At 52.2% G+C, this 22060-nt stretch carries 21 protein-coding genes and 1 pseudogene; 5 read left to right on the top strand and 17 right to left on the bottom strand.

The window, feature by feature from the left end; genetic code table 11:
- Nucleotides 1-16: 16 nt before the first annotated feature.
- From GY169_RS10240 to GY169_RS10215, 6 genes are all read right to left on the bottom strand, one after another.
- Nucleotides 17-2071, bottom strand: a complete 2055-nt coding sequence (locus GY169_RS10240) for an EscV/YscV/HrcV family type III secretion system export apparatus protein (RefSeq protein WP_411908125.1) — start codon at nt 2069-2071, stop codon at nt 17-19.
- Nucleotides 2071-3234 (bottom strand): type III secretion system gatekeeper subunit SctW, encoded by a 1164-nt coding sequence (gene sctW / locus GY169_RS10235; protein ID WP_167575673.1) that lies wholly within the window; start codon nt 3232-3234, stop codon nt 2071-2073. The genes GY169_RS10240 and sctW overlap by 1 nt, the downstream gene beginning before the upstream one ends.
- Nucleotides 3225-4889 (bottom strand): type III secretion system outer membrane ring subunit SctC, encoded by a 1665-nt coding sequence (sctC, locus tag GY169_RS10230; RefSeq protein WP_223802746.1) that lies wholly within the window; start codon nt 4887-4889, stop codon nt 3225-3227. The genes sctW and sctC overlap by 10 nt, the downstream gene beginning before the upstream one ends.
- A 3-nt stretch (nt 4890-4892) precedes the next feature.
- Nucleotides 4893-5651 carry a helix-turn-helix domain-containing protein gene (locus tag GY169_RS10225; RefSeq protein ID WP_167575672.1) on the bottom strand — a complete coding sequence of 253 codons (759 nt, stop codon included), beginning with the start codon at nt 5649-5651 and terminating at the stop codon, nt 4893-4895.
- Nucleotides 5652-5774: 123 nt separating this feature from the next.
- On the bottom strand, nt 5775-6257 hold the full coding sequence (locus GY169_RS10220; RefSeq protein ID WP_167575671.1) for a transglycosylase SLT domain-containing protein: 483 nt from the start codon (nt 6255-6257) through the stop codon (nt 5775-5777).
- A 19-nt stretch (nt 6258-6276) separates the two neighbouring features.
- Nucleotides 6277-7746 carry a winged helix-turn-helix domain-containing protein gene (locus GY169_RS10215; RefSeq protein ID WP_167575670.1) on the bottom strand — a complete coding sequence of 490 codons (1470 nt, stop codon included), beginning with the start codon at nt 7744-7746 and terminating at the stop codon, nt 6277-6279.
- A 342-nt stretch (nt 7747-8088) separates the two neighbouring features.
- Here GY169_RS10215 and GY169_RS10210 point away from each other — a divergent pair, with 342 nt between their 5' ends.
- Nucleotides 8089-8805, top strand: a complete 717-nt coding sequence (locus GY169_RS10210; protein ID WP_167575669.1) for a hypothetical protein — start codon at nt 8089-8091, stop codon at nt 8803-8805.
- 263 nt (nt 8806-9068) lie between these two features.
- Here GY169_RS10210 and GY169_RS10205 read toward each other — a convergent pair whose 3' ends face one another.
- Nucleotides 9069-9947: a LysR family transcriptional regulator gene (locus tag GY169_RS10205; RefSeq protein WP_167575668.1), complete on the bottom strand. Its 879-nt coding sequence runs from the start codon at nt 9945-9947 to the stop codon at nt 9069-9071.
- A 115-nt stretch (nt 9948-10062) separates the two neighbouring features.
- Here GY169_RS10205 and GY169_RS10200 point away from each other — a divergent pair, with 115 nt between their 5' ends.
- Entirely contained in the window at nt 10063-10908 is an 846-nt protein-coding gene (locus GY169_RS10200; RefSeq protein WP_167575667.1) for a Vmh family MBL fold metallo-hydrolase, read from the top strand.
- Between the two features lie 64 nt (nt 10909-10972).
- Here GY169_RS10200 and hpxK read toward each other — a convergent pair whose 3' ends face one another.
- From hpxK to hpxU, 7 genes are all read right to left on the bottom strand, one after another.
- On the bottom strand, nt 10973-12235 hold the full coding sequence (hpxK, locus tag GY169_RS10195; protein ID WP_167575666.1) for an allantoate amidohydrolase: 1263 nt from the start codon (nt 12233-12235) through the stop codon (nt 10973-10975).
- Complete coding sequence (locus GY169_RS10190) at nt 12232-13473, bottom strand: pyridoxal-phosphate-dependent aminotransferase family protein (protein ID WP_167575665.1); 1242 nt, start codon at nt 13471-13473, stop codon at nt 12232-12234. Before GY169_RS10190 ends, hpxK begins: the two co-directional genes overlap by 4 nt.
- A gap of 15 nt (nt 13474-13488) precedes the next feature.
- A complete protein-coding gene (locus tag GY169_RS10185; RefSeq protein ID WP_167575664.1) occupies nt 13489-14226 on the bottom strand; it encodes an amino acid ABC transporter ATP-binding protein in 738 nt (245 codons plus the stop codon).
- On the bottom strand, nt 14207-14863 hold the full coding sequence (locus tag GY169_RS10180; protein WP_065356800.1) for an amino acid ABC transporter permease: 657 nt from the start codon (nt 14861-14863) through the stop codon (nt 14207-14209). Before GY169_RS10180 ends, GY169_RS10185 begins: the two co-directional genes overlap by 20 nt.
- The gene (locus tag GY169_RS10175; protein WP_167575663.1) at nt 14863-15528 is read right to left on the bottom strand and encodes an amino acid ABC transporter permease; all 666 of its coding nucleotides are present in this window, start codon (nt 15526-15528) and stop codon (nt 14863-14865) included. Before GY169_RS10175 ends, GY169_RS10180 begins: the two co-directional genes overlap by 1 nt.
- A 9-nt stretch (nt 15529-15537) precedes the next feature.
- Entirely contained in the window at nt 15538-16323 is a 786-nt protein-coding gene (locus tag GY169_RS10170; protein WP_167575662.1) for a transporter substrate-binding domain-containing protein, read from the bottom strand.
- Nucleotides 16324-16536: 213 nt separating this feature from the next.
- Nucleotides 16537-17376, bottom strand: coding sequence for a MurR/RpiR family transcriptional regulator HpxU (gene hpxU, locus GY169_RS10165; protein ID WP_167575661.1), 840 nt, complete (start codon nt 17374-17376; stop codon nt 16537-16539).
- Between the two features lie 198 nt (nt 17377-17574).
- On the opposite strand from hpxU, the gene hpxX reads away from it, so the two are divergent.
- The 3 genes from hpxX to hpxZ are packed head-to-tail and all read left to right on the top strand — an operon-like array spanning nt 17575 to nt 19540.
- Complete coding sequence (gene hpxX, locus GY169_RS10160) at nt 17575-17763, top strand: oxalurate catabolism protein HpxX (protein WP_167575660.1); 189 nt, start codon at nt 17575-17577, stop codon at nt 17761-17763.
- Complete coding sequence (locus tag GY169_RS10155) at nt 17760-19157, top strand: AtzE family amidohydrolase (RefSeq protein WP_167575659.1); 1398 nt, start codon at nt 17760-17762, stop codon at nt 19155-19157. The genes hpxX and GY169_RS10155 overlap by 4 nt, the downstream gene beginning before the upstream one ends.
- Nucleotides 19154-19540 carry an oxalurate catabolism protein HpxZ gene (gene hpxZ, locus GY169_RS10150; RefSeq protein WP_065356721.1) on the top strand — a complete coding sequence of 129 codons (387 nt, stop codon included), beginning with the start codon at nt 19154-19156 and terminating at the stop codon, nt 19538-19540. Before GY169_RS10155 ends, hpxZ begins: the two co-directional genes overlap by 4 nt.
- A 40-nt stretch (nt 19541-19580) precedes the next feature.
- Here the strand turns inward: hpxZ and puuE are convergent, their stop codons facing one another.
- The 3 genes and pseudogenes from puuE to GY169_RS10135 all read right to left on the bottom strand — a co-directional run bounded on the left by puuE (nt 19581) and on the right by GY169_RS10135 (nt 21986).
- Nucleotides 19581-20513, bottom strand: coding sequence for an allantoinase PuuE (gene puuE, locus GY169_RS10145; protein ID WP_167575658.1), 933 nt, complete (start codon nt 20511-20513; stop codon nt 19581-19583).
- Nucleotides 20398-21270, bottom strand: a pseudogene (gene hpxA / locus GY169_RS10140) (allantoin racemase). The gene puuE and the pseudogene hpxA overlap by 116 nt, the downstream one beginning before the upstream one ends.
- Nucleotides 21270-21986 (bottom strand): GntR family transcriptional regulator, encoded by a 717-nt coding sequence (locus tag GY169_RS10135; protein WP_167575657.1) that lies wholly within the window; start codon nt 21984-21986, stop codon nt 21270-21272. The pseudogene hpxA and the gene GY169_RS10135 overlap by 1 nt, the downstream one beginning before the upstream one ends.
- Nucleotides 21987-22060 lie beyond the last annotated feature (74 nt).

Below are 22060 nucleotides of genomic sequence, written 5' to 3'. Positions count from 1 at the left end.
ACTGTTATAACTCCTGTTAAATCGTCTTTATGACATTTATAGATACGCTGTCACTAATTTCGCCGAATGACATAACTTCCAGATCTTTAAAACGCGTTTCAATAAACCGCTTTAAGAAACGACGAATATCAACTGAAGTCAGCACCACCAAATCACGGCAAGAAATAGTTACGCCATCCATAGCCAGAGCGAATTTATCCATTAGTTCATCCGAAACGGCAGGCTCAAGGTTTAAAAAAGTACCCGCCGAAGTATTGCGAATCCCTGCCCTGATTCGCTCCTCAAACTCACCCGATAGCATGATTACCTGCAGGCTATTAGAATGAGAAAATTTATGACAAATATAGCGTGACATTGCGCCACGAATATGCTCAACCAGCGAGATGACATCCTTTTCTCTGGGTGCCCACAGAGCAATAGCTTCCATAATTAGCTTCATATTACGCACCGATATTTTTTCCCCAAGAAGCCTTTGCAGAACTTCTGAGATCCTCTGTACGGTGGCATGACGCATAACTTCTTTCATCAGATCAGGATATTTCTCCTCAAGTTTATCAAGCATATTTTTCGTTTCCTGAACGCCAAAATATTCATTAATGTGGCGAATCAGAATAGCCGCAAGGGTATGATAAACCTCATCAATGCTATTTCTCAGCTGGTAACCTAATTGGGTTAACGTCTTACGTTGACGCTCATCGACCCATACCAGATTATCAATCAGAACATAAGGGATCCCCATTTTCTCAATCTCTGGGGAGCTATTCACCACATGATAATGGTTAAATTTTGTCTGAAATTGTTCTGCCTTAATTTCATTAATCAGTAGCGTCACGGTATCGGGTTCAATATTCACCGACGATTTTAGGGTGAATTCCGGCAAATTAATGCCATAGTCAATAAAGAACTGACTGCGGTAACGCTGTGCGAGCTTATCCTTTTCGAATAATTCGAGATCTTTATCATTAAGCAAAATAATCAGCGGCACGGTTTCCGAAGCGATACTATCGAGATCGGTGAGCATGCCCAGTGAGCTGCCTGATTCATCGGGCTGAGCATCGGGATCAAAGCTGCTGACTGGGGCTGTGTCAGCCGCGGCGCCGCTGCTCTTTCGCTCTTGTAGGTACTGATAATAAAACATGGCGGTCAGTGAGAGAGCCAGAATAACGAATACAGCAAGCGGAAAGCCCGGCAGACTCCCTATACCCAGTGCGATAATCGCGCCAATCAGCAGCACCGTTGAATTTTTAAATAGCTGGCCGACGATAGTTCGGCCCATATTATCGGCTTCGCCATTCACGCGCGTAACAATAAAGCCCGCGCCAATCGCGATAAGTAGCGCCGGAATCTGGGCAACTAAACCATCGCCGATGGTCAGCATGGTGTAGGTCGACAGCGCAGTGGACATATCCATGCCGTGCTGAGAAACGCCAACGCTGATGCCGCCAATAAAGTTAATAAAGATGACGATAATACCCGCGATAGCATCGCCTTTAATAAACTTCATCGCACCGTCAAAGGAGCCATAGAGCTGGCTTTCTCGCTCCACGACACTGCGTCGCTCTTTTGCGGCATCAGCATCAATTGAGCCCGCGCGCAAATCAGCATCAATACTCATTTGCTTACCAGGCATACCATCAAGCGAGAAACGGGCCGCCACTTCCGCGACGCGCTCAGCACCTTTTGTAATCACCATAAACTGCACAATGGTGACGATCGCGAAGATAACAAAACCAACGACTAAGTTATCGCCGATAACGAACTCGCCAAAGGTGGCGATAATATCACCCGCATCTGCATCATTTAGTATCAAACGGCTGGTGCTGACCGATAAAGCCAGGCGAAATAATGTCGTAATTAATAGCACCGAAGGAAATGTTGAGAAATTTAGAATGCGATCAACATAAAATGATGCCAGAAACACAAGGATCGAAAGCACCATATTCAAGCCAATTAAAAAATCGACAAGAAAAGTCGGCAGCGGAATCACCAGCATGGAGATGATGACAACGATCAGAACCAGGATAAATAGCTCTGGATGATGTCGTATCTGATGTAAAAACTTATTCATTATTATTCATGCTCTTTAGAAATTGGTGCATCAGCGGCATTACGCCGTTCAATATTCTCATTGTGCAGTGCTTTATTAATGAGTGTTTCAAAATACATCAGCAAATTGTTTCTTTCTTCAAGCGAAATAAATGCCTCACAGGGCAATTTTTTACAGTTGGTATATACTGATTGTAAAAACTGAGCTTGCTCTGCGCGTTTAACAAAACGCAGGTAATCCCCAACCGTTAAAGTCAGGAGCTCATTAATATCCTGTGGACCACGCAATATGCCAAACATAAAAAACAACCAGGATCCTTCATCATGATTGACTTCTCGCACTGCCTGATCGCTGAGGACGTTCTTAATAAACAGAGCATCACAGGAGCGGATCATTTTTATTTGCCCAACACGCCCGAGTAAATAACTGAACTCAACGTGGCTGCAACTGGGGTCGGCAGAGTCAATATCAGAGAGAATCGCATCCTCCATAAAGTTAACGACAATGCTGCGACGTTCGATACCATATGTCGTGACCCAATCCTGATAAACCTCAATTTCGTGATCTTCACTCTCCAGAAAGCTGCGATAGCTTTCACGCATTATTGCCGGGCTCATACTCAGCGTCTTGCCAAACAGGCGCGCTTTCAATGCTACATTAATACCCGCTTTCAGCCGCTTAGGATCGGCTTCCTTTTCAACCTGGCTTAATAATTTCTTCAGACGTTTACGGACGACTTCATCAAGCTCTCGACGGCGAAGCGTTTCACGTAAAACCAACACCAAATCACTTTCATCAGGGAAAAGTGAGCGTGCATGGCGCAGCATATTTTCAATATTAGCGCCCTGCTGACCTTTCATTATTTTCACAAGCTGGTCTGCTTTTGGGAAAACATCCTCATCAAGGACCTGGTCAAAGCTAGTTTCTGCCGATGCCCCCATTTTTTTATCGTAATCGCGACGGCTACGAAATTGTGACATTGCTGCAGACATTTCATCCGTAGCGCTCGCAAAGCGCTGCAATAATGCCGCGGGAGATTCGTCTTCAACTATCGCCGCATCGTCTCCGGCTAACGCATTTTTAATTTCATTCTGATCTGAAAGCGTCTGCTTTTCCGTCGACAGCTTGTCCCTGCGCTGCATATATATTTGCATCGACGGGCTATTATTATTGATTCCTATCGCCATTTTTGGCTATCCAGATAATTGGTCATCCAGTTCTGCAAATCATCGCGTGAGAAGTTCTTCTTCATCTCGGCAATCTGGCTGTGGGCATCGAGGGCTAATGGACCATCGATTTCACGTGGCTGTATCAGAAACACACGCACCATATTGGAGCCACGGTCACGCGTATAGCTAAATAACTGCCCTAACCATGGAATATCGCCAAGTAATGGGATCTTTCCTTCTACCTTTGATTCTTCATCGCGGGTATAACCGCCGATAAGCAGACTTTTCCCTTTCGGGACTCTTGCCACGGTACTGATCTTCGTTCTACCTACTTCAGGTAGATCATCGGTGCCGGTGCGAGTGTTATCGAATTGATTACCATCCTCAACGTTGAGCATCATTTCTATCTCTCCGTTTTCCGTAAAACGCGGCAATACGCTCACTAGCGTTCCGTAGGTCACATTTTCCAACTGAGCCGTACGTTCACCGACGAGTTTTGAATAGAACGTCCTACTGTTATCAAAGATCGCCGGAATATTTTCCTGGGTCAGAATCATCGGTCTGGAAACAATATTGGCTTTATTTTTCTCGCTCAGAGCTAAGGCCGCGGCCATAAAACTCGCGCCATCTATAGTGCTGCTTCCTCCGTTCAGCGATAGTCCAAAACTGTTGCCAACATTAATGCTCCCTGACCACTCAACCCCCAAATTATTAAAGGCATCTTTTTGCAGGTCGACTATCCATACTGAAAGTTCGACGTGTCGCTTAGGGATATCTAAGGAATTAACCAGATTGCGGATATAAGAAACCTGCTCAGCGCTTCCGCGAACTAAAAGACTATTGGTTCCAGGGTCGGCGATAATACTCATCCCATTGCCAGTCGGCTGCACCTTTGTTTCGGTGTCAAGGCTTCTGACCTCGCGTGCTTCGGATTCATTGGTATCGCCGGGAAATGAATTGAGCAAAAGCGCTTCATCCTCTTTACGTGGACTCATTTGCACCACCCCCCCCGGCGCTTTACCGCTGGACATGACGCGGTTCACTACGCTGGCCATGCCGGGAATGGTGATTTTCTCGCTACGGTAGGTATATTCACGATCGTCAACAAAAGTATTGAACAATGGGATAACCGCTAAGTTTTCTCGGCCATCAAAACCATCGCTTTTGCGATCGAGGAATTTTGCAGCATTACCAATCAGGTCGATATAAATAGGTGGACCTGACACATAAAATGTCTGACTACGATTATCTGCGCGAATTGGATAGCGAGTATCATAGAGCCCGGAGGATTTCAAAAAATTGACCACCACGTTAAGTGAGGTATTTTTCAACACAATGACAGCATTGCGAATTTCCGATGAGTCATAAATATATATAGCCTGGTTATCATTATACCAAATAAGACTAAGTTGATTGGCCACAGCATCAACCACCTGCTCAGGACGCGTCATATCGAACTCACCGCTTATTTTCTTACGGGCGGCAATTTTGCTGATAACAATAGGTTTGTGCATAGTCGAAGATAGTGCGTCAAAGATGCCTTTTACCCCCTCATCTCGTGCAACATATCCTTGCGCGGCTAGTGCATTTGCAATTCCCGTATTCGGAATTATTGTCGTCATTGAAGCTGCGATAAGAATGCAAACATTGAGGTATTTGTTAAAAATCATCATTAATCAGCTCACGTATAAAACTTTTTTTAAATTTCTTGGCGACACGCCAAATGCCTCTTTAACCTCATTGGAAAAATGAGACAGCGATGAGTAGCCATGATTCATCGCAATAGTCGTCAGGTTATGGTTACCTTCCAACATATCAAATAGCGCTCGCACCAGTCGCCAATCGCGCAATTCAACTTTCGCTGTTTTACCTAAAGCCACTCTGGCTAGCCGTCTGAAATGAGAGGCAGATAAACCATAACGCTCACACAATAATCGCAAGTGTTGGGTATTATTGCCGCAAGACTCATCAAGGAGAAACTCAACCAGGTTATACCATTCGTTATGCTGTAATACACTTGAGAACTGATTGACTCCATCAGTTTGCATAAATATCTGGTTTAAGAACCAGTATTCCACTTTTCTCAATGAAGGCCGGGGCCCTAGCTCAGCCGGCAAATATCCATAAGGGCTAAATTCATCGTAGGTCTTCTGATGCTTACGAGCACGATCAATGAAAACCTGTAGTTTGACCAGGAACGGAAATTTAACGCTGCTGTAGTTTAATTGTCCGGATTCAATAGCCAAAGTACATGGTTTCAATACCAGCATTCCTTGCTGGTTTCCGCCGATGAATTTAACCGACTCCTGCGCTCGAGATAATATATTAAGATTGCAACCATCACTTCCAGTGGCGATATAAAGCAATGAATGCCCGGCGAAGGTAATCTCGTCCCCAGCAGCCAATTTGTTGTTACGGATAGCAATTTTCATCATAAGTTCTTTTGCGAAGAAAGATATAATCACTATAGTGTTTCAACGCACCACAATCATGACGAAATTATGATGAAAAAAACCATTAAACGCGCACAACTCCATTATATTTAAATCGGAATTAAGTCATAAAGATATTCGACGATGGAATTCTTCTAATGGAATATCAAGACGTTCGCCAACGGGTCGTTGATAGATCTGCCATACCTGCCGAGCATACTTCATTCGCAGGTTGTAACGCCCTTTGGCAGCCCCAGCATTATAGGCACCGACGGCTTCCCAACCGTAACCATAGATATTGACCATATCTTTCAGAATGGATGCGCCTACCAATAATGAAATGCAGGGGTCGCTCACTAGCATTGACTCACTGATCCCTTTTTTTCTTAGTCTGTCAAGGTGGATACTATTGATTTGCATGAGTCCATAATCACGAGTGCCATTTCTGTTTTTACCTATTGATGCCGGTTCCATTCTTGACTCTACTTGTGCAATGGCCTGCAGGAGCCGGACTTCAATATTGAATCGTTTAGCGGTAAACTCCCAGCAATCAGCATGAACATGACGAATGAACGGCATAGTAAGAACAATTGCCAATATCAACTTCATCTCTTTGCTAACTCTCTCTTTACATCCAGTCGATACTATTACGTATTCTGAGGGGGTGATAAGATATTTCTTTAAGTTCATTCAATCGGGCATTGAGCAACTGTTTATGCCTGCCCCGCAGAGTATTACGTTTATCTTTAGCATAAACATGATAGGTTTCATCAGAAACATCATCGATAGCCATACTATCAGCCGAAATCTGACACAGTTTTTTTCCCGAATCGCCGTCTCCTCCAAGCTGTTGAGCGTGAATCTTATGTTTCAGAAACTGAACGCGACCATTAAAAGCAGATGAATGGCTAAGTTTTTGTACTTCATCAAGAAAAAGCCCATATTGGCCTTTGAAAAAAAAATGCAAAGCATAATAATAAATCACAAAATCATCATTCGGCGCTAAATAATTGGCCTGGGAGAAACAATGATGTGAATGCTCATCCTCTTTATCGATACTTTTCACCACCCCCATCAGCGCCAGCACCCTGGCGTTTAATGGTTCAACCAGAAGCAGACTATCGATGATCTTTTTAATTTTATAAATCAGTTTATAGACATTGCTATCCCCGGACAAAATGAATCCCAGATAGCACTCTGCAAGCTTTATAACTCCATCAACGTGATGATTCATGCAGTTTGCATTTTTTAGCAATACATTGACGGTCGTGGTGAGGCTGGAGTGGCTGTAATCATCAATCAGATAATTAACCAAAGAGTGATGCAAATGATTTTTTTCTGTAAAACTGGTCTGTTCAAAGACCTGTTGCCCATCATCATTGGAGAATTTAGGTTTAAAATAGCGCTGAATACGATGCTTGAAATAAGTATAGTTGCGTTCTTTTAGCTGCGTGACATCAACCGTCAGCCAGGCCACCGCCTCATCTGCCATTCTGTTTTCGACGCTAAAATTAATGATCCGTTCATTATGATCAACATCGGTAAGCGTATAATAGACAACATATTTTGGATTATGATGCTTGATAAACATCTGAAAATCTTCAGGATTTTTACATTTACTTAATAAAGCATAGGGGTAAATATTGACATCCACAGGCAGGCTCTCAGAAAACATCTCATAGACATCGACAAATGCCAGATCGGAAAATTTCCCACAGGGAAAAACCGCCAGCATCTCTTGCGTATTATGTTTAACACAAGGGGTCAGTGATATCTCTGATGCGAATGCATAACCTTTTCCATATATCGTTTCTATATAGCCAGAATCACCATTTTTTTCTAAGATCTTCCTTAAGGAATAGATGCATCGGGTTAATGACTCATCACTCACAATACCGCCATTCCATACCGTCTTGATGAGAAATTCTTTGCTCAGAAGGCGCCCTGCATTGGCAGCAAGAAGACTCAATATGTGCAGCTCTTTTGGTGGAATAGGTATTACTCGACCATTTTTCAACAAAACCTCGTTGAATTTAAGACAGTAGTCGCCAAAATAATATTCAGCGAAAAATTTGTTTCTCCATTCATTATCGAACATTTATGACCTCCTTTTGTGTCTGGCAATCCTGGCTTTTACTGATAAAAAGGCTGAACACAAACGTGTTCAGCCATGGTTCTCCTTACCACCAGATTGGTTCTATTCTATTTTTCTCGCACCACATGTTACCAGCGCAGAGATTATGACTATCAATTTCATTTCTTAGCAGCACTTGTAAAAAGGAATTCAACACCTGATAATTTAAAATATTTACAAGTTCATGACTACCAAATTGCGCTCATTTTCAGCATAACAATTTACATAAAAACCCGTTTTTTTAAAGTTAGTTATGTAGGGATGAATGATAATCACTAATTAAATAAACTTATAAAGGAGAGATAAATGCCAGGTATCACTACTCGCATTAGCGCTTTTTTCGGCAATAGTAACGCTAATCTTGACATGTCTAGATTTTATTCCACAAAGAATGAACTTAATAAAGCTGATAAATATTGTCGAAGAGCCGAATCAATTATTGCCAAAGATCTGAAAAAGGCACGTAATAGTTCAATCAATTATAGCTTTTTCAATGATAGCATTTCGAAGGCATGTAAACTCTATGATTTGAAAGAGCGGGCAGCTTATACCAGAAAATATCTGGATAGCCGGCTCAAAACCATCATACCATCTGGCATTGTTCACAATAAGGTCATTGTGAAAACACATTCATCCTCCGTGACAGGGGAGACAGATCAAGCCACGGTAGAAGCCGTTAATAAGATGCAGATTATGTGCATGGAGGCTTCTTTAAAAAGTAGTGAAAACATCGATCATCTTAAGGGCAATCTGCTGATGCTCTGTGATGGTATCGTCAATACAGAATCCGTTGAACCGGATCAAATTCGTCGAGTGGTAACCAATATGAGCGGTCTTAAACATCTTGACCCTACCCCTGCCCTCAAACCTCACGTAGACTCATACACAACTTTACTGGCGGAAAAAATTGATGGCATCACCTTGAAGGATCTAGGAGATAGGGATGATTTCTCCCAAGAGCAAAAGCAAGCGCTCATTGACTTTATGCCTCGCATTAAAAATCACGTAGAATCGTCTTCGTAGAATAGCCACTAAATGGGGACAGCAGCCCCAAGAGCCAGCAAGTGGCGTAATGTGCAATGAAAAAATCCACGCAATCGCGTGGATTTTTTCATTCACTACGTGAGCCATTAACATCAGCTAAATACATCCCATGTCATACAACGTCTCAACCCAATTCATTTAAAGACGTTAATTTAATAGGCACCTTTAATATCAGGAAAAACCACCCACCGCGCGAAACGCATCACTATGGGTAGTTGATTATCCTTTAGGATATTTAATATTCACCTCGCAAGATGCCGCTTAATCGCTTCCAACAACAAACTAAGCGCCGCATGCTGATGATCGCGCGACTGATAAAGTCCATAAATACCCAGCGGCTGCGGTTCCCACTGCGGCAGTACCCTTACTAACCTGCCGCTTTCCAGCGCCGCGCGGGCTTCAATTTCAGGCACCATCACCAACCCCACATCCGCCGCCGCCATATCACACAGCAGTGAGGATATCCCGGCGCTGAAATTACCGCGCACGGCCACCGATGTTCCCCTGTTTTCACTGTCGCGGAAGGACCAGGATTGGCCGGAGAACCGGCTGTAGTGTAAACAATTATACTGTGGCAATTCCTCTGGCGAAGCCGGCGTTCCTGCCCGTTCAAGATAGCCTGGCGAGGCGCACAGCACTGAGCGGCACGTCCCCAGATAGCGCGCAATAGCCCCCGGTTCAGGCTCGTTGGTGATGCGAATCGCCAGATCGATGCGCTCACCGACCAGACTTACCGGCTGATTATTAATCTCCACCTCAATACGTAACGCCGGATAGCGGGCGAGAAACGTGGGGACAATCGGCGCCAGCAAATGCGTCGCGGTAAAATGCGCGCAGGCAACGCGTAGCGTTCCTGACGGGGCAAGGCGGGTGGCCCCCCCTTCAATTCCCTGTGATAACAGGGCAAGTTGCCGCGTTTTCTCCAGCGTTTTTTCACCCGCCGGGGTAATGGTGAGCCGACGGGTTGAGCGGTGTATCAGTCGCGAACCGGCCCATTTCTCCATCTCATCGAGATAACGGCTCACCATGGGACGAGAGATCCCCAGCGAACGGGCTGCCGCACTCAGACTCCCGAGTTCACAAATGCGGTTGTAGGTAATTGCCGCCATGATCCTGTCCATCACATCCCCATTTGATCGTTTTATGAAACTCAGCATGTATTGTTTCAGGAATTATGGCAAAAGCGCAAATCTGTAAAATGGTGGCATCACTCAATGCTTCAGGAATACCCTTTATATGAAATCACTTTCGCTGATCCTCACCCTGGCCGCGGCGCCCGTTTTTGCCGCCCCGCTGCATCTTGACGTCTATAACCCGCAGGAAAAAGGCATTTTCCCGGTATCCTCCACGCTGGTTTCAGGCCCGAAAGAAGCGGTGTTGTTTGACGCCCAGTTCAGCGTGAAAGATGGGGAAAAGCTGGTACAGATGATCAAAGAGAGCGGCAAAACGCTGAAAACGATCGTTATCACCTCGGGCGATCCGGATTTCTATTTCGGTCTGGAACCGTTGGTGACCGCTTTCCCTCAGGCCGAGGTGGTGGCCTCTCCCTCCATCGTAGATCATATTAAGGCGACCAAAGACGCCAAGCTGGCCTTCTGGGGCCCGCAAATGAAAGACGGCGCGCCAACCAAAATCATTGTGCCGCAAGCGACCCGCGCCACCCGCTTTACGGTAGACGGCGAGCCGCTGGAACTGAAACACACGGGAGACTATGCCGCCTACGTCTGGATCCCGGCCAACAAAACGATTCTTGGTGGGACCGGGATTGCTTCAGGCATTCATGTCTGGACGGCGGATACGCAGACCCCGACGATTCGTCAGGGCTGGATGACGGTACTCAACGAAATGCAGGCGCTCAAACCTCAGCAGGTCATTCCGGGGCACTATCTGGGCCCGCGCCCGGAAAAGGATGCGGCTATCACCTTCACCCATAACTACCTGCAAACGTTTGAGCAGACGCTGAAAAAGCAAAAAGGATCGGCTGCGGTTATCGGCGCCATGAAGGCGGCTTACCCGAACCTTGCCGATGAAAGCTCACTGGAGCTGAGCGCGAAGGTCAATACCGGCGAGATGAAGTGGTAGCGAAGCTTTACAACACAAAATCCACGCCCCGGCGTGGATTTTGTCTTTCAGGACACAGCCCTTTTTACGCGTTTTTATCCAGCGCCACGACCGCGCGAGAAAAAGCGTCGATCGCCAGCGCCACATCCTCAACGTTGACCGACTCCGCCGGATGATGGCTAATCCCGCCTTTACAGCGGACAAACAGCATGCCCACCGGCCAGCGTTCGGCGATGGCGATAGCATCATGCCCCGCGCCGCTCGGAAGCGTCAGCGAACCGCCCTGCACCTCGCTTACCGCATCGCGCAATATCTGCTGTAATCCCGGGTCGCAGGCGGTGGCGGCAATGCGGTAAAACGTCTCAGCGCTGAACTGTAAATGACGACGTTCAGCAATCACCTGCGCCTGGGCCAGCAGTGCGTTCAGTAACGCCTCAAGCGGCTCATCGCTCGGCCCACGAATATCCAGCGTGAGCGTCACCTCTCCGGGAATCACGTTCACCGCGCCGGGGGCACAGCGCAGCGTCCCTACCGTCGCCACAAGATTCCCGCCCTGTTCACGGGTCATCGTTTCAACCTGTATCATCCACTCGGCGGCGGCGGCGAGCGCGTCTTTACGATGGCTCATCGGCACCGTGCCTGCGTGCCCCGCCTCACCCATAAAGCGGCAGTTCAAACGACGCGCACCGTTGATTGCTTCTACCACCCCCAGCGCCAGCCCGGCTTGTTCGAGACACGGCCCCTGCTCGATATGCAGCTCCAGATAGGCGGCAATCTCCTGCGTTCGGCGCGCGGCAAGGTGGATCTGGGCGGGATCGAGCCCGGAGTCGATCATCGCCTGCGCCACGCTGATACCGTCGGCATCGGTCTGCGCCAGCCAGTTATCGGGCCAGGTGCCGGTGAGCCCACGGCTGCCGAGCAGCGTAATGGCAAAACGCGTCCCCTCTTCGTCGCCAAAGCCAACAATCTCAATCGCTTTCGCCAGCCGCCGCCCCTGTTGATGCAGGGCATGCACCACCTCGATAGCCGCCAGTACGCCCAGCATACCGTCGTAGCGTCCGGCGTTACGCACGGTATCGAGATGCGATCCCAGCAGAATAGCCGGCGCCCCCTCCTGCTCACCTTCGTAACGGCCGCAAATATTGCCGACGCTATCCTGCCAGACGCGCATCCCCGCCTGCGTCATCCACTGCGCTACTTGCTGATTTGCCTGTAAATGTTGCGGTGAAAGATAGACTCGGGTCAGCGCGTCCGGCGTTTCGCTGATGGCGGCCAGTTCATCGGCGCGCGCCATCACCCGCGCCGCGGCATGCTGCCTCTCCGCCTGCTGGCGTATCAATTGACTCATTGCGCGCTCTCACTGCGGTAGCGATCCCACGCGGCCTGCATCGCCGCGCCCTGGGTGGTCGGGAATTTGAGATAGTTCAGCACCGACTCCAGCGCGCTCAGCGTGGTCATCACGCAGTCTTTACGCGCGTTGTAGCCCATGGTACCGATGCGCCACACTTTGCCGTGCAGCGGGCCGAATGAAGTGCCGATTTCAATCCCGAAATCCTCGAGCATCAATTTGCGCACCTGGTCGCCGTTGACCCCCTGCGGAATCACCACCCCCAGCACGTTGTTCATTTTGTGTTTCAGGTCGCCGAAGGTCTCAAGCCCCATCGCCTGAATCCCTTTGAGCAGCGCGTCACCGTGCAGCTTATGGCGGGCAATACCGTTCTCAAGACCTTCCTCAAGGATCAGACGCGCACATTCCCGCGCGGCAAACAGCGCCGAGGTAGCTTCGGTATGGTGGTTCAGGCGCTCCGGGCCCCAGTAATCCATCACCATGCCGAGGTCGAAATAGTTGGAGTAGACCATCTCATCGACGCCATCGCGATGGGCCTCCGTGCGAATACCTGCTTCCACACATTTGCGGCGGCGTATCACCTCTTCCATCCGCGCACTGAGGGTAATCGGCGAGGTGCCTGACGGGCCGCCGAGGCATTTTTGCATCCCTGCCGACACCGCATCCAACCGCCAGGCATCGGTCTCCAGCGGGTTACCGCCCAGCGAAGCGGTGGCATCGGTATAAAACAGTACGTCGTAACGACGGCAAATTTCACCCAACTCCGCCAGCGGTTGCAGCATGGTGGTGGAGGTATCCCCCTGCACCGTCAGCAGTAGCCGCGGGCGCACGCGCTTGATGGCGTCTTCAACCTGGTCTGGGGTAAAGACTTCGCCCCATGGAACTTCAATGGTGTGTACTTCTGCGCGGCAGCGGCGGGCAATTTCGCACAGCAGATGACCAAAGCGGCCAAACACCGGCACCAGCACTTTGTCGCCAGGGCGAATCGCGGAAAGTAAAATCGCCTCAATCCCGGCGCGCGACGTACCATCTACCAGCATCGTCCAGCGGTTTTCGGTCCGAAAGACGCCGCGATACAGCGCCATCACTTCATTCATGTAGTGCGTCATCGCCGGGTCATATTGACCAATAAGCTGGCTCGCCATGGCGCGCAGCACGCGCGGGTCGGCGTTGATTGGCCCAGGCCCCATCAGCAGACGAGACGGCGGGTTAATTTGTGCAAACTGAGTGATATCCATCGGAAAGTCCTTGAGTTAATTAAGGCCGCGCACGGAGGAGATAAACTGCTTCAATTCGGTCGTCTGCGGGTTGGCGAACAGCGTCTTGCTGTCGCCCTGTTCCCAGACGCGTCCCTGATGCATAAACACCACGCGGTCGCCCACTTCGCGGGCAAAATTCATTTCATGGGTCACGAGAATCAGCGTCATACCCTCTGCCGCCAGTTGCTCCAGCACCTTGAGCACTTCGCCCACCAGCTCCGGGTCCAGCGCTGAAGTAATCTCGTCACAGAGTAAAACTTTCGGCGACATCGCCAGCGCGCGGGCAATGGCCACTCGCTGCTGCTGGCCGCCGGACAAATTGGCCGGATAATAATCAAGCCGGTCGCCAAGTCCGACCTTTTCCAGCATCCGCTGGGCCAGTTCACGGCATTCGGCGGCGCTTTTCTTCAACACCCGACGCGGCGCCAGCATCACGTTTTCCAGCGCCGTCATATGCGGGAACAGGTTGAAGTTCTGGAACACCATGCCGATGGAGCGGCTGATTTCCCGCGCCTGCGAATCGCGGTCGGTAATGGTCATCCCGCCGAGTTTGATACTGCCATCCTGATAGCCTTCAAGACCGTTGATACAGCGCAGCAGCGTGCTTTTGCCCGAACCGCTGCGGCCGATAATGGAGATAACTTCGCCCATGTCGATATCCAGATCGACGCCTTTGAGCACGTGGTTATCGCCGTAATACTTCTGCATCTGGTTAATGGTGATGAGAGGCATTGAATTTGTTCTCCAGATAACGGCTGTAGCGCGACAGCGGGTAACACAAAATGAAGTAGCCCAGCGCCACCAGCGCAAAGACCTTAAACGGCTGATAGGTCACGTTGGTCAGCATAGTGCCCGCTTTAGTCAGCTCAACGAAACCGATAATCGACGCCAGCGCCGTGCCCTTAATCACCTGCACGGCGAAACCCACCGTCGGGGCAATGGCGATGCGCAGCGCCTGTGGCGCAATCACCCGACACAGCGTCTGGCTAAAGCTCAACCCCAGGCAGCGCGACGCTTCCCACTGGCCTTTTGGCAGAGCGCGTATGCTGCCGAAGCCGATATCCAGCAGAAACGCGCTGGTGTAGAACGTCAGCGCCAGCGAAGCTGCGGTCCACGCCGAGACGTCGATGCCGAACAGCGCCACGCCGAAAAAGGCGAGGAACAGTTGCATCAGCAGCGGCGTGCCTTGAAAAAGTTCGATATAGCCGCGGATCAGCCGTTTCACCTGACGTCCACCGGTCAGACGCAGCAACAGGAGCGGCAGCGTCACCAGCGCGCCGCCGATAAACGCCACCAGCGACAACAGCACCGTCCAGCGTGCGGCCAGCAGCAGGTTGCGAACGATGTCCCAATCGGTAAAGGTGGTCATCATGCCTGCACCCCCAGCCATTTCCGCCCTGCCGCCATCAGCAGCTGACGCATCGTTATCGACAGCATCAAATAAATCCCCGTCGTCACCAGATAGACCTCAAAACTCAAGAAGGTACGTGACTGAATCAGGTTGGCGGCAAACGTCAGCTCCTCATAAGAGACCTGCGATACCACCGATGAACCCAGCATCACGATGATGCATTGGCTGACCAACGCCGGATAAATGCGCTGTAACGCGGGCGGTAAAATCACCCGCATAAAGGTCTGGAGCCGACTGAGCCCCAGCACGCGCCCGGCCTCCCACTGCCCTTTTGGCGTTACCTGAATGCCGGCACGGACGATCTCGGTGCTGTAAGCGCCGAGGTTGACGACCATCGCCAGCAGCGCGGCTTCGCCTGCCGTCATCTTTAGCCCCAGATTCGGCAAGCCAAAGACGATAAAAAACAGCTGCACCACAAACGGCGTGTTGCGAATCAGTTCGACATACCCGCCCCATATCCGGCTGTACCACGTGGGACGCCCGCTGCGGATGGCCGCACCGAAGATGCCTATCGCCAGGCCGCCTGTCGTCGCCAGCACCGTCAGCTGTACGGTCACCCACAGCCCCGCCAGCAGCTCCGGCCATAGCGGCCAGAGCGCAGAGAAATCAAGTTGCTCCGTCATACCCCGGCCTTATACGCCAAGGTTGGCAGGCAGCGGCGCTTTCAGCCACTTCTCAGACAACCCGTTCAGAGTGCCGTCTTTCATGGCCGCTTCAATTAACGCGTCCACTTTCGCCTTCAACGCCGGTTCGTTCTTTTTCAGCCCAATAAAGCACGGAGAATCCTTCAGCATGAAACTGGGTACCGGCGCTTTATCGGCGTTCTGCCGGGTGATGGCCGCGACCACCAGGTTACCGGTCGCCACATACTGCACCTGACCGGAGAGATACGCTGACAGCGTGGTGTTGTTATCTTCATAACGCTTAATCTGCGCCTCTTTCGGCGCTACGCTGCTCAGCACCATGTCTTCCACCGCGCCGCGGGTCACGCCAACGCTTTTCCCGCTCAGCGCCGCCGGGTCTTTCAGCTCAGCGCCTTTCGGGCCAAACACGCCAAGGAAGAACGGCGCGTAGGCACGGCTAAAATCAATCACCTTCTCGCGCTCGGCGTTTTTCCCGAGGCTGGAAATCACCAGATCGACCTTATCGGTCTGCAGATACGGTACGCGGTTGGCGCTGGTGACCGGCACCAGCTGTAGCTTGAGCTTCATCGCTTTGGCGAGATAGCGCGCCGTATCGATGTCATAGCCCTGCGGCTGGAGGTCGGTGCCCACGGAGCCAAACGGCGGGAAATCCTGCGGCACCGCAATACGAATAACACCGCGTTTTTCGATATCCTGTAGTTGGTCAGCGTGTGCCACCGACAGGTTGGTGAACAGACAAGCGGCCCCGGCCAGTGCGATCAACAGTTTCTTCATGATGTTTACCCGTTACGTTAGCATGAAACAAAAGATTCTTACGAATGACTTTTGCAACTAATGTGCCAGATATATTTCGCCAGCAGGACAGACACGAAGTGGCCGTTAATCACCGGAATATCGAGAGAAGTGAGCAGTAGAAAGGAAACGGCAGCGCGTTTCCCTATTGTGAAGTTGCACCAGAAAAATGCAAAGCACCACGCTGGCGCCCCATTAGCGTTGCTCCAGTTCGTCCAGATCCTGATAAAGAGAAGCAATGTCGTGAATACGCGGACGCCCTTTATCGAGAATTTCGTGCAGGAAGGCGTTGGCGAGCAGGTTGATCAGACTATTGACCGAGGCGTAGCTATCGTACGCCGAGACGCTGTCCAGCGGCGCACAAAGCTGCCAGCGCGCCAGCGGAAACAGCCCGTGCGCCTGGGGTTCGCACATCAAGAGTACCGGAATACCGCGCTGCTGTAGCTGCTGCAACAGCGGGCGAATAATACGCGGACGACGGCGGAACGCCATCACCACCACCAGATCTTCAGCGCTTAAATCGACCAGCTCTTCGCTTAGACTTTGCCCCGGCTGCGGCAGCACCAGCACTTGACCACGCGCCTGCAGGAGCTGCTGGCGCAGGTGCAGCGCCGCCGGATAGGCGTTACGCATGCCGATAATCACCACCCGCCGGGCAGCCACCATCGCCTGCAGCGTCTCGGCGAACTGCTGCGGATCCAGCGCGTTAACCCACTGCGTCAGGTTGGCCATCTCCTGTTTGTAGTGGCGCGCCAGCAGCGTATTGCCCTGCACCGCATCGCGGTGATCGGTCAGCGGCATCCCGCTCTGGCGCAGGGTGCGCAGCTCATCGCGCATATCTTTGTATTTCTCATAGCCCAGGCGTTTGAACAGACGGCTAACGGTAGCCTTCGAAGCGCCGCTGAGCTGCGCCAGCTCGGCGCTGTTATAGCTAATCAGGTCATCAAAATGATCGAAAATAAAATCCGCCACCCGTTGTTCCTGCGGCGATAAAGACGCGTACTGCGCTTTCAGTCGTTCATCAAGCTGTTGCATAAGACCTCTGTAACTTTCGTTTCATCGCACTATACCGTTAACTGCTTTCATAATGCATGCCAGTTTGGCAAAAAGTGCGCGCTATCGTCCAGGCATGAAACTTTACGTTCAGACATGGAACAGCTTTTGCAACGCTCAGCGGACATAAGAGCTATTTGAAGGCGCATAGAACCGCCACCGATGTTCGAGGAGTCGATAATGAATACACCACAACCCGATTGGGACGCTTATCTCAGCCAAATGGAACAGCTGCTGGCGCTGGAACTGGACGACACTCGGCGCGCGGAGCTTAGAGTGCAATTTAGACGCATTGCCGCCATGGCCTCGCCGCTGCTGGAATTTCCCCTCGATGACCGCATCGAAATTGCCGGAGTGTATAAAGCATGAAGCTGCCAGAGATGACCATCCATGATATTCAACGCGCGCTGGCGAGCGGTGAACTGAGCGCCAGGGAGATCGCCCGCAGCACCCTGGAGAAGATTGCGCAGCGTAATCCACAGCTTAACGCCTGGACCCATGTCTGTGAAAAACGGATGCTCGCCGAAGCGGACAACATCGACACCTTACGACGAGAATCGAAACCCCTCCCTGCGTTGGCCGGGGTTCCCTATGCGGTAAAAAATCTGTTCGATGTCGCTGGACACACGACGCTTGCCGGGGCCGAATTGCTCAGCGATCGCCCTGCCGCCACCGCCGATAGCTGGGCAGTACGCCAGCTACACAGCGCGGGAGCGTTGCTCTCGGGGATGCTGAATATGGATGCCTACGCCTACGGTTTCACGACCGAAAATAGCCATTACGGCGCCACGCACAACCCGCACGATCTCTCGCGGATAGCCGGAGGATCATCCGGCGGCTCGGCGGCAGCGGTCGCGGCGGGTCTGGTCTCATTCTCCCTGGGCAGCGATACCAACGGTTCCATACGCGTTCCGGCCTCGCTGTGCGGGATCTTTGGTTTAAAACCGACCTTTGGCCGTTTATCGCGTTCGGGCAGCCACCCGTTCGTCGCCAGCCTCGATCATATTGGCCCCTTTGCCCGTAGCGTTGGCGATCTCTCGGCGGTCTACGATGCGCTACAGGGGCGCGACCCGGCCGACGGTTTTCAGGCTGACAAAGCCAGCGATCGCACAATGAACCTGCTGTCGCGCGGGCTGGATGGTTTACGCTGCGCCACCCTGGGCGGCTATTTTGCCACCTGGTGCGATAACGATGCGCGTGCCGCCGTCGAACAGGTCGCACACGCGCTCGATGTGCAGGACGAACTGCTGTTTGCCCAGGCCGAGCTGGCCCGTTCTGCCGCGTTTATTGTTAGCGCGTCCGAAGGCGGAAATCAGTATCTTCCGGAGCTACGTCGTCAGCCGGATCGCTTTGAGCCACACTCCCGCGAGCGTCTGCTGGCCGGGGCGATGATCCCCTCCGCCTGGTATATTCAGGCGCAGCGTTTCCGCCGTCACGCACAGCAAATGTTTAAGACGTTATTCGCCCATGCCGACGTGCTGATCGCCCCGGCCACACCGTGCAGCGCAACCCTTATTGGTGACCAAACCATGGAAATCAACGGCCAGGCGCTACCTGTTCGCGCCAGTATGGGGATGCTGACACAGCCGATTTCCTTCCTCGGGCTACCGGTGGTCACCGTGCCCCTGCGGACCGCTGGCGGCCTGCCGATTGGGGTGCAGCTGATTGCCGCGCCATTTAATGAACAGGCCTGCCTGCGCGTCGCGCGGGTACTGGAAGAGATGGGCCTCACCGAGTCCCGCGCCGTGGAGCTAGCCGCATGATGATGTCAGAACAGATTAATCAACCACAGGTCCACGCCGAAGTCAGCGCGGCGTTTTACCGTTACGAAGCGGCGCTGGTGAGCAACGATGTGGCGGTGCTGGATGCATTATTCTGGCACGACCCGCGTACGGTCCGTTTAGGGGCGGGCGAGAACCTGTACGGTATTGATGAAATCCGCGCTTTCCGCGCCGCTCGCCCCGCGGCGGGCTTACAGCGCACGCTGCGCAATACCCTCATCACCACGTTTGGCAATGATTACGCGGTATGCAGCACCGAATTCACGCGTGAAGGCAGCGATCGCATTGGCCGTCAGCAGCAAACCTGGATTCGTTTTGCCGACGGCTGGCGTATTGTCGCCGCGCAGGTCAGCCTGATGAGCTAACCGATTGGCCCCTCTTCCCGGCAAGGAGAGGGGCGAGACTTTATGGATTAAACGGGTGCGTCTTCCGCCAGTGGTCCGCAATCTGCTGACGCGTACACACCCACACGCCGTCGTGCTGCTGGATATAATCGAGAAAACGCTGCAACGCGCGAAAACGTCCCGGACGCCCCAACAGACGGCAATGCATGCCGATGGACATCATTTTCGGCGCGCTTTCCCCCTCTTCATACAGCACATCGAAGCTATCTTTCAGGTAGGTATAAAACTGCTCGGCGGTATTGAACCCCTGGGCGGTGGCGAAGCGCATATCGTTAGCATCCAGGGTGTACGGCACAATCAGATGCGGCTTGCGCGTGCCGTCGCTGCATTCCACTTCGTGCCAGAACGGCAAATCGTCGCCATAGTAATCGCTGTCATACTCAAAGCCGCCGTGTTCCACCACCAGCTGGCGCGTATTGGGGCTGTCGCGTCCGGTATACCAGCCGGTAGGCGGCTTGCCGAAGAGATCGGTTAATACCTGTACCGCTTTATGCAGGTGCTCCCGCTCCTGCTCGATGGACATATTCTGATAGTGGATCCAGCGCCAGCCGTGGCTGACCACGTCATAATTCGCTGCTTTTATTGCCTCAACCACTTCAGGCTGACGCGCCAGCGCCATGGCAACGCCGAATACCGTCAGCGGTAAACCGCGCTTGCTGAACGCGTTATGAATACGCCAGAACCCGGCCCGGCTACCGTATTCATACAATGAATCCATCGACATATGGCGGTCCGGGTAGCTGGCCGCGCCGATAATATCCGAGAGAAACTGTTCGGAACCGGCATCGCCGTGCAGCACGTGGTTTTCCGACCCTTCCTCATAGTTGAGAACAAACTGTACGGCGATGCGCGCGTTGTGTGGCCAGCGCGCGTGCGGCGGTTGTCCTGCGTAGCCGCGCAGGTCGCGCGGATAATCGTCTGCCAGAAATGCCATCTGCTACCTCTTATTAGAATGGATTTAACGCCTGAAATTGCCCGCTCAGCGCCTTGGCTTCCGGGAAGGCTAAATCACCGTGCTTGCTGGTCGATAGTCCCAGCGCCACCAGCGATTCAACCATTTTGACCGCCGCGCTCACCCCGTCGATGACCGGCACCCGCAGTTCGCGAGTCAGTTCCTGCGCCAGATCCGCCATGCCGCCGCAGCCGAGCACAATGGCGCCGCAGCCGTCTTCCTTTAATGCCTGAATACAGCGCGCGCGAACTTTCTCCTGCGCCAGACCGCTGCCGTCCTCCAGCGCCAGCACCGGGAGATCGATGGCGTGCAGCGCGGCGCAGCGATCGTGAAAACCGTATTGATGCAGCAGGTGGCGGGCGATAATTAAGGTGCGCGGCAGCGTGGTAACGATGGAAAAGCGAGTCGCCACCAGCGTCGCCATATGCATTGCCGCTTCGGCAATCCCCACCACCGGCCCCTGCGCCAGCTCGCGCGCCGCCAGAAGCCCCGGATCGCCGAAGCAGGCAATCACGTGGCCATCCACACCCTGCTGACGACCGGCTTTGATTTGTTCCAGCACGCCAACGGCAGCAATCGCCTCATCAAAATGCCCCTCAATGGACGGCACGCCCGCGCTGGGGCAGACCGCCAGAATCTCGGTTCCCGGCGCGGCAACCGCCCGGGCGGCGGCCCCGATGGTCTCGGTCATCGCGAGGCTGGTGTTGGGGTTGATCACTTGTATACGAACGGCGGGCATCATGACTCCTTATAACCGGCAAACAGCCGGGCAAAATCAGGCAAGGTGACGCCAGAACGCTCAAAGCAGAGGCTGGCGACGATATGTTCAAAATGGTGCATCAGTGCATCACTCAAGGGCTGTAAGGCTTTATCCCGCAGCAGTTCAATCAACCTTTCATGGTCGTCGCAACGGCAGCCCTGACGCCAGGGCGATCCCCATGCGGCAATCACTAATGAAGAGCGCTGGCTCAGATGGGTCACCATCCCGGTCAGCACCTGATTACCGGAAATGGCCTGCAGATGAATGTGGAACTCGGCTGAGTGGCGAATCGCCGCCGGGCCGTCGTAGCGCTCGTGGGCCTGTTGTTCCTGACGAGTAATGGCCTCCAGCGCGGCCAGATGGGGCGGCTGGCAGCGGGCCAGCACATCCGGCAAATTAGCCACCTCCAGCAGCGCGCGAGTCCGGAAGATCTCCTGAGACTCTTCAACCGTCGGGCTGGCCACCTGCGCACCACGTTTGGGCGCTAATGTGACCATTTGCACAGTGGCGAGTCGTTGCAGCACTTTTCGGATCCCGGTGCGACTCACGCCAAACACCTCAGCCAGCGCTTCTTCCGGCAGTTTGCTCCCCGGTGGCAGTTGATGCTCGACAATCGCGGTCATCAGCGCCTGATAGATGGATTCGTCTTTGTCATGCAGAGCTGGCGCGGCCTGGGCGAGATAAGGGTTGTTCATTAACCACTCCGATTTTTACTTTTCGACATCGAATCGTATACATAAATTTCATTTCTTGCATACAAGATTAAACA

The organism is Kluyvera genomosp. 3, assembly GCF_011765685.1.
Classification (GTDB): domain Bacteria; phylum Pseudomonadota; class Gammaproteobacteria; order Enterobacterales; family Enterobacteriaceae; genus Kluyvera; species Kluyvera georgiana_A.
This window is presented reverse-complemented; position numbering and strand designations above follow the sequence as displayed.